The sequence below is a fragment of the Acinetobacter genomosp. 33YU genome, assembly GCF_001990725.1.
GTDB lineage: Bacteria > Pseudomonadota > Gammaproteobacteria > Pseudomonadales > Moraxellaceae > Acinetobacter > Acinetobacter seifertii.
Genome location: NZ_LFZQ01000017.1, coordinates 154858 through 161009 on the forward strand (window position 1 = coordinate 154858; position 6152 = coordinate 161009).

Sequence of the window (6152 nt, forward strand, 5' to 3'; positions counted from 1 at the left end):
GCCCTTGCAAAAATAGCCATATTTTAAGTTCATGAAACTGCTTCGTCTTAATGCGTTATCGCCCAATTTCCAGTTGCCGCAAACAGCGGTAACTATTGGTAATTTTGATGGTGTCCATTTAGGTCACCAAGCGATGATTGCTCAACTCAAAAAAATTGCTGCAGCACAAGGCTTAAAAACATTGGTCATGATTTTTGAGCCGCAACCGCTTGAGTTCTTTAAAGGCTACGATGCCCCACCTCGTATTAATTCATTACGAGAAAAAGTTGAATACCTCGCTGAACTTGGGGTGGATTACATTGCGGTTGCCAAATTTGACCAGCATTTCCGTAGCATGAGCGCATCAGAATTCGCAGATTTATTAAAAGACAAATTAAATGCGCAGGCTTTGGTTTTAGGAGATGACTTTCATTTCGGTAAAGACCGTCAAGGCAACAGCGAATTTTTAAGAAATTACGGCTTTCAAGTCACAAATTTACATACGATTGAACTCGAAGGTGAACGCGTCAGTTCAACTCGTATTCGCCAAGTGCTTCAAGTGGGTAATCTCGCTTTAGCAGCTAAATTATTAGGCCGTCCGTACAGTATTACTGGACGAGTTCAATATGGCGACCAAATTGGACGAACTTTAGATTTTCCAACGATTAATGTCCGTCTCAACCGCCATAAGCCTTGTTTAAATGGTATTTATGGCGTTGAAGTCATTTGCGAAACAACTTCGCTAACTCAAAAAGTGCTTCAGGATGACCCTGAAAAGCCAGGAATTGCCGGATATCATGAAAATAGCCTTTATGGTGCAGGTCATGTCGGTACTCGCCCAGCCATTCAGCAAGAACATCCAGAGTGGAGATTAGAAGTACATTTCCCTGATGTTTCTGCTAATCTGTATGGCTTATTTATGCGGGTGACTTTTCTTCACTATCTTCATGGTGAATTGAACTACCCTTCGCTTGAGGCACTTAAGGCAGGAATTGATAATGACGTGCAACAATTACGACAATATCGTAACGACACGACACAATTTCCTTTTTAATTCGAATTTTGATTGTAAAACATGTCGGCTCCCAAGCTGATTAAACTGGAAGACAACTTGCATGAGCGATAAGCAAACTACTGAAAATGCAGTGGACTACAAAGCCACGCTAAACCTGCCGGATACTGAATTTGCAATGAAAGCAAATTTGGCAGTACGTGAAGTGAAATGGTTAGAAGAGTGGTATACCGACAACATTTATCAGCAGATTCGTGCATCGCGTATTGGCAAGAAAAAATATATTTTGCATGATGGCCCTCCATATGCGAACGGTACAATTCACTTGGGTCATGCGGTTAACAAAGTACTCAAAGACGTCATCGTAAAAAGCCGTACTTTGGCAGGTTTCGATGCGCCATATGTTCCAGGTTGGGACTGTCATGGCTTACCAATCGAATTAAAAGTTGAAGAAAAAGTAGGTAAAGTAGGCGAAAAAGTTGACGCAGCGACTTTCCGTAAACTCTGCCGTGAATATGCGCTAAAACAAATTGATTTACAGCGTGCTGACTTTAAACGTCTTGGTGTTTTAGGTGATTGGGATAATCCTTATCTCACCATGAACTACAAACAAGAAGCCGATATCGTTCGTGCTCTAGGTTTGATCCAAAAAAATGGTCATATCCAGCCGGGCTTAAAGCCAGTGAACTGGTGTATGGACTGTGGCTCAGCACTTGCTGAAGCTGAAGTTGAATACGAAGATAAAAAATCTGACGCAATTGACGTTGGTTTTGGCGTTGTAGATTTAAAAGATTTAAGCGCTCGTGTAAATGTAGATGTTCAAGACCCAACAGACATCGTGATCTGGACCACTACACCTTGGACATTGCCAGCGAACCAAGCAGTTGCATTGCATGCCGAAATTGAATATCAATTAGTACAAGTAACGACTGAACGTGGTAAACAAAACTTTATTCTTGCTAAAGACCTAGTTGCTTCTGCAATTGAGCGTTACAAGCTTGAAAACCCGGTTGTCTTAGCTGACTTTACTGGTTCAGCTCTTGAAAATCTTACTTTACAACACCCTTTACTTACCGATCGCCAAGTTCCAGTTATTTTAGGTGAACACGTTATCGCAACAAGCGGTACAGGTGCGGTACACACTGCTCCTGGCCACGGTGCAGACGACTATAAAGTAGGTCTTCAATACAACCTTAAAGTTGAAAACCCAGTGGGTGGTAACGGTGTTTACTTACCAACCGCACCAATCTTTGCTGGTGAGCACATCTATAAAGCCAATCCAAAGATTATTGAAGCTTTAGGTGCTGTAGGCCGCTTATGGGCTCATCAACCTATTAAACACAGCTACCCACACTGCTGGCGTCATAAAACTCCTATTATTTTCCGTGCTACACCACAATGGTTTATCAGCATGGATCAAAAAGGTTTACGTGAAGGTGCGCTTAACGCCATTGAAAACGATATCGAGTTTGTACCGAACTGGGGTAAAAACCGTATTGAATCAATGATTGAAGGTCGTCCAGACTGGTGTATCTCACGTCAACGTACTTGGGGTGTGCCAATTCCTTTCTTCGTTCATAAAGATACAAATGAATTGCACCCTCGTACGCCTGAACTCATCGAAGAAGTTGCAAAACTTATCGAACAAGAAGGTATCGATGCATGGTTTAACCGTGATGCAAAAGACTTCATTGGTGAAGATGCTGAACAGTACAATGCGGTTCGCGATACGCTAGATGTATGGTTTGACTCTGGTACAACGCATTACGCTGTACTTGAGCAACGTGAAGAATTAGAAAGCCCTGCTGACTTATATTTAGAAGGTTCAGACCAACACCGTGGCTGGTTCCAATCTTCTTTATTAACGTCTATGGCAATTCATAACCGCGCGCCATACAAAGCCTTGTTAACACATGGTTTCACAGTGGATGAAAATGGCCGTAAATTGTCGAAATCTTTAGGCAACTATATTCCGCTTGAAGAAATCATCAAACAACTTGGTGCTGACGGTTTACGTTTATATGTAGCGTCTAGCGACTATCGCTATGAAATCGCAGCATCAAAAGAAATCTTTAGCCGTGTAAGTGATAGCTACCGTCGTATTCGTAATACGCTACGCTTCTTGCTTGCAAACTTAAATGGTTTCAAACCAAGTACAGATGCTTTAGCAGTAGATGATCTTATCGCTCTTGATCAATACATCTTGCAACGTGCGAATGAAGTACAACAAACTATTATCACTGCATATGAAGAAATGAACTTCCATGTCGTGTGTAGTGCATTAACAAGCTTCTGTATTAATGACTTAGGTGGTTTCTATCTAGACATCATCAAAGACCGTCAATACACCACTAAGGCTGACTCACAAGCGCGTCGTTCTGCACAAACAGCGCTTTATCATATCGTACAAGCATTTGTTCGCTGGATGAGCCCAATTCTAAGCTTCACAGCTCAAGAAGCTTGGCCACTTATTCCAGAACAAACTGAGAAGTATGTATTTACAGCTGAATGGTATGACCTACCTATTTCATCAAAAGCAAACTTACTTTCTGAAGCAGACTGGCAAACATTGATTAGCGTAAAATCTGCAGTAAATAAACAGATTGAAGCAGCTCGTAACGCTAAACTTGTCGGCAGTAATCTTTCAGCCAAAGTTGAACTTTGGGCAAATGAATCATTACAAACAGTTTTAAACCAATTGGCTGATGAACTCCGTTTTGTTCTTATTACTTCGCAAGTAGTAGTACATCCATTTGCTGAACAAGGTGAAGCAACTGAAATGGAAGGCTTACGTGTACAAGTATCTGCAGCTGAAGGTGAAAAATGTGCACGTTGCTGGCACGTCCTTCCTGATGTAAATACACACGCCGATCATCCTGGTTTATGTGGTCGTTGTATTGTGAACGTCACTGGTCGTGGCGAAGTGAGAAAATATGCCTAATTCACAAGCTAAAAAAGGCTTATTCCAGTTTTATCCACACAACCTCATTTGGCTTGGACTTTCTGTCCTTGCCATTGTGTTGGATCAATGGACAAAGTGGATCGCAAGTACACATCTGAACTATGCAGATCCTGTACCTGTGCTTCCATTTTTAAACTGGACACTATTACATAACTATGGTGCAGCCTTTAGCTTTTTATCTGATGCTGGAGGATGGCAACGCTATTTCTTCACATCTTTGGCAGGCTTAGTTTCAATACTTTTTGTATTTTGGTTGCTACGTATGCCTAAAAAAATGGTGGTGCTACCTGTAGCTATCGCTTTAATTTTAGGTGGAGCACTTGGTAATTTAATTGACCGTATTACTTTAGGTTATGTGGTCGATTTCATACATGTTTATTACCAAAATCATCACTTTCCAGCTTTTAATATTGCGGACAGTGCCATTACTCTAGGTACCATTTTGCTACTCATCGATACATTCTTCCTTGAGAAGCAAAGACCTAAAAATTCGGATGCATAATATGACCGAAATTATTCAACCTAATGAAGAAATTCGTATTACTGACGGTTCTAAAGTTGACCTACACTTTTCTGTTGCTCTTGAAAATGGCGTAGAAATTGACAATACACGTAGCCGTGAAGAACCTGTTAGCTTGACTATTGGTGACGGTAACTTGTTACCAGGTTTTGAGAAAGCCTTATTCGGCTTACGTGCAGGTGACCGACGTACAGTACATCTTCCACCAGAAGATGCTTTTGGTCCTTGGAATCCAGAAAATATACAAACTTTTGATACGGTTAAATTCGAACAACGACCTATTCCTGGTCACATGATCGAGTTTGAAGATAAAGCAAAAGCAACTTTATTTGGTGTCGTGAAATCAGTGAATGATGATATTACTGAAATTGATTTCAACCATCCTTTAGCAGGCAAAAATATTACTTTTGAAGTAGAGATATTCAAAGTAACTCCAGCTGGCCAGCAAGGCATTAAGTTGATGTAAAAAAAGCCCTCGATTGAGGGCTTTTTTATTATTTAATCTTTATGCATGACATAATAATCCTTACAAATTCTATATTCTCACGTCCTATGTAATGAATTAAGTTATAAAGATAAAAATCCTTAGGAAAAATATATGCTGGTCTATATTGTCGTGGGAAGTGTTCGTGAAGGACGTACAGCAATTAAAATTGCCAATTGGGTAGAATCAACAATTCCAACATTAGGTCTAAATGATTTCCAAACCAAAGTGGTCGATTTAAAAGAATGGGATTTACCTCTGTTTTCAGGCTCTCACCCACCCGCTACCGGAATTTATGATCAACCTAAACAACAAGAATGGGCAGATAAAATTGCCCAAGCTGATGCATTTATCTTTATTAGCCCAGAATACAACCACGGTTACAGTCCAGCTTTGAAAAATGCACTCGACTATGTAGGTAAAGAATGGAGCGGTAAACCAGCCGCATTTATTGGCTATGGCTCCACAAATGGCTCTCGCTCTATTAGCCAAATACGCCAAGTCACCTCAAGTTTAAGTATTGTTGACCCCAATGCTGTAATAGAAATACGAGATATCTTTAAACGCAATAAAGATGAAAAGTTTGAAGCCAATGAATTTGAAGTAAAAGGTCTTCAATCAATTGTTGAAAAGCTACAAAGATATCATTTGTCTTAAATTGAATAAAAAGCCTCTTTTCCAAACACAAGAGGCCTTTTTAATTTTATAAACTCTTTAAATACTCCACTACATCAGTATTACCTGCCATTTCTGCAAGCTGTAGTGCTGTGTATTCACTTTTATAAGCAACTTGCGCACCTTTTCCTACCAAGAGCTTCACTATCTCTAAATGGTCATTTTCAGCCGCTGCTTGTAGAGCACTATAACCTTCCTCATCTATCTGATTAGGATCCTCTCCCTCTATTAATAATTGTTTTACTTGCTCTAGATCACCTAAAGATGCCCAATAGATCAACTCTGGAAGAGAAAGTTCTTCATTATCTTCAGGTAATTGAGAGAAAGAATTAAATTTCACGAGATCATGCCAAAATAAAAAGCTTCTTCATTATATCTCTGAAACAGAGCACCTGTACAAATGTTCTTTTAGAGTTGTTTTTATCTTTATTTTAATTTTAGCGATAAAAAAACACCCCGATTTCTTTCGAGACCGGGGTGTTTGGAATAATGAGCTGGCGATGACTTACTCTCACATGGG

The 6152-nt window shown here is 40.0% G+C and carries 6 protein-coding genes; 5 read left to right on the plus strand and 1 reads right to left on the minus strand.

All coding sequences use genetic code 11. The features are described from left to right. Window positions 1-31 precede the first annotated feature (31 nt). The 5 genes from ribF to AC056_RS18290 all read left to right on the plus strand — a co-directional run bounded on the left by ribF (window position 32) and on the right by AC056_RS18290 (window position 5614). Complete coding sequence (gene ribF / locus AC056_RS18270) at window positions 32-1033, plus strand: bifunctional riboflavin kinase/FAD synthetase (RefSeq protein WP_032011757.1); 1002 nt, start codon at window positions 32-34, stop codon at window positions 1031-1033. A gap of 61 nt (window positions 1034-1094) precedes the next feature. After that, window positions 1095-3932, plus strand: a complete 2838-nt coding sequence (ileS, locus tag AC056_RS18275) for an isoleucine--tRNA ligase (RefSeq protein WP_077164410.1) — start codon at window positions 1095-1097, stop codon at window positions 3930-3932. Continuing rightward, window positions 3925-4455: a signal peptidase II gene (gene lspA / locus AC056_RS18280; protein WP_001133879.1), complete on the plus strand. Its 531-nt coding sequence runs from the start codon at window positions 3925-3927 to the stop codon at window positions 4453-4455. Before ileS ends, lspA begins: the two co-directional genes overlap by 8 nt. A 1-nt stretch (window position 4456) precedes the next feature. Continuing rightward, window positions 4457-4939 carry an FKBP-type peptidyl-prolyl cis-trans isomerase gene (locus AC056_RS18285; RefSeq protein WP_004884037.1) on the plus strand — a complete coding sequence of 161 codons (483 nt, stop codon included), beginning with the start codon at window positions 4457-4459 and terminating at the stop codon, window positions 4937-4939. 132 nt (window positions 4940-5071) lie between these two features. Then, window positions 5072-5614, plus strand: coding sequence for an NADPH-dependent FMN reductase (locus tag AC056_RS18290; protein ID WP_077164411.1), 543 nt, complete (start codon window positions 5072-5074; stop codon window positions 5612-5614). Window positions 5615-5660: 46 nt separating this feature from the next. Here AC056_RS18290 and AC056_RS18295 read toward each other — a convergent pair whose 3' ends face one another. Then, window positions 5661-5972, minus strand: a complete 312-nt coding sequence (locus tag AC056_RS18295; protein ID WP_039250150.1) for an ankyrin repeat domain-containing protein — start codon at window positions 5970-5972, stop codon at window positions 5661-5663. Window positions 5973-6152 lie beyond the last annotated feature (180 nt).

Excerpts from the sequence above, each read along its gene's own strand:
- ribF (WP_032011757.1), top strand. The coding sequence starts at position 32 with ATGAAACTGCTTCGTCTTAATGCGTTATCGCCCAATTTCCAGTTGCCG.
- ileS (WP_077164410.1), top strand. The coding sequence starts at position 1,095 with ATGAGCGATAAGCAAACTACTGAAAATGCAGTGGACTACAAAGCCACG.
- lspA (WP_001133879.1), top strand. The coding sequence starts at position 3,925 with ATGCCTAATTCACAAGCTAAAAAAGGCTTATTCCAGTTTTATCCACAC.
- AC056_RS18285 (WP_004884037.1), top strand. The coding sequence starts at position 4,457 with ATGACCGAAATTATTCAACCTAATGAAGAAATTCGTATTACTGACGGT.
- AC056_RS18290 (WP_077164411.1), top strand. The coding sequence starts at position 5,072 with ATGCTGGTCTATATTGTCGTGGGAAGTGTTCGTGAAGGACGTACAGCA.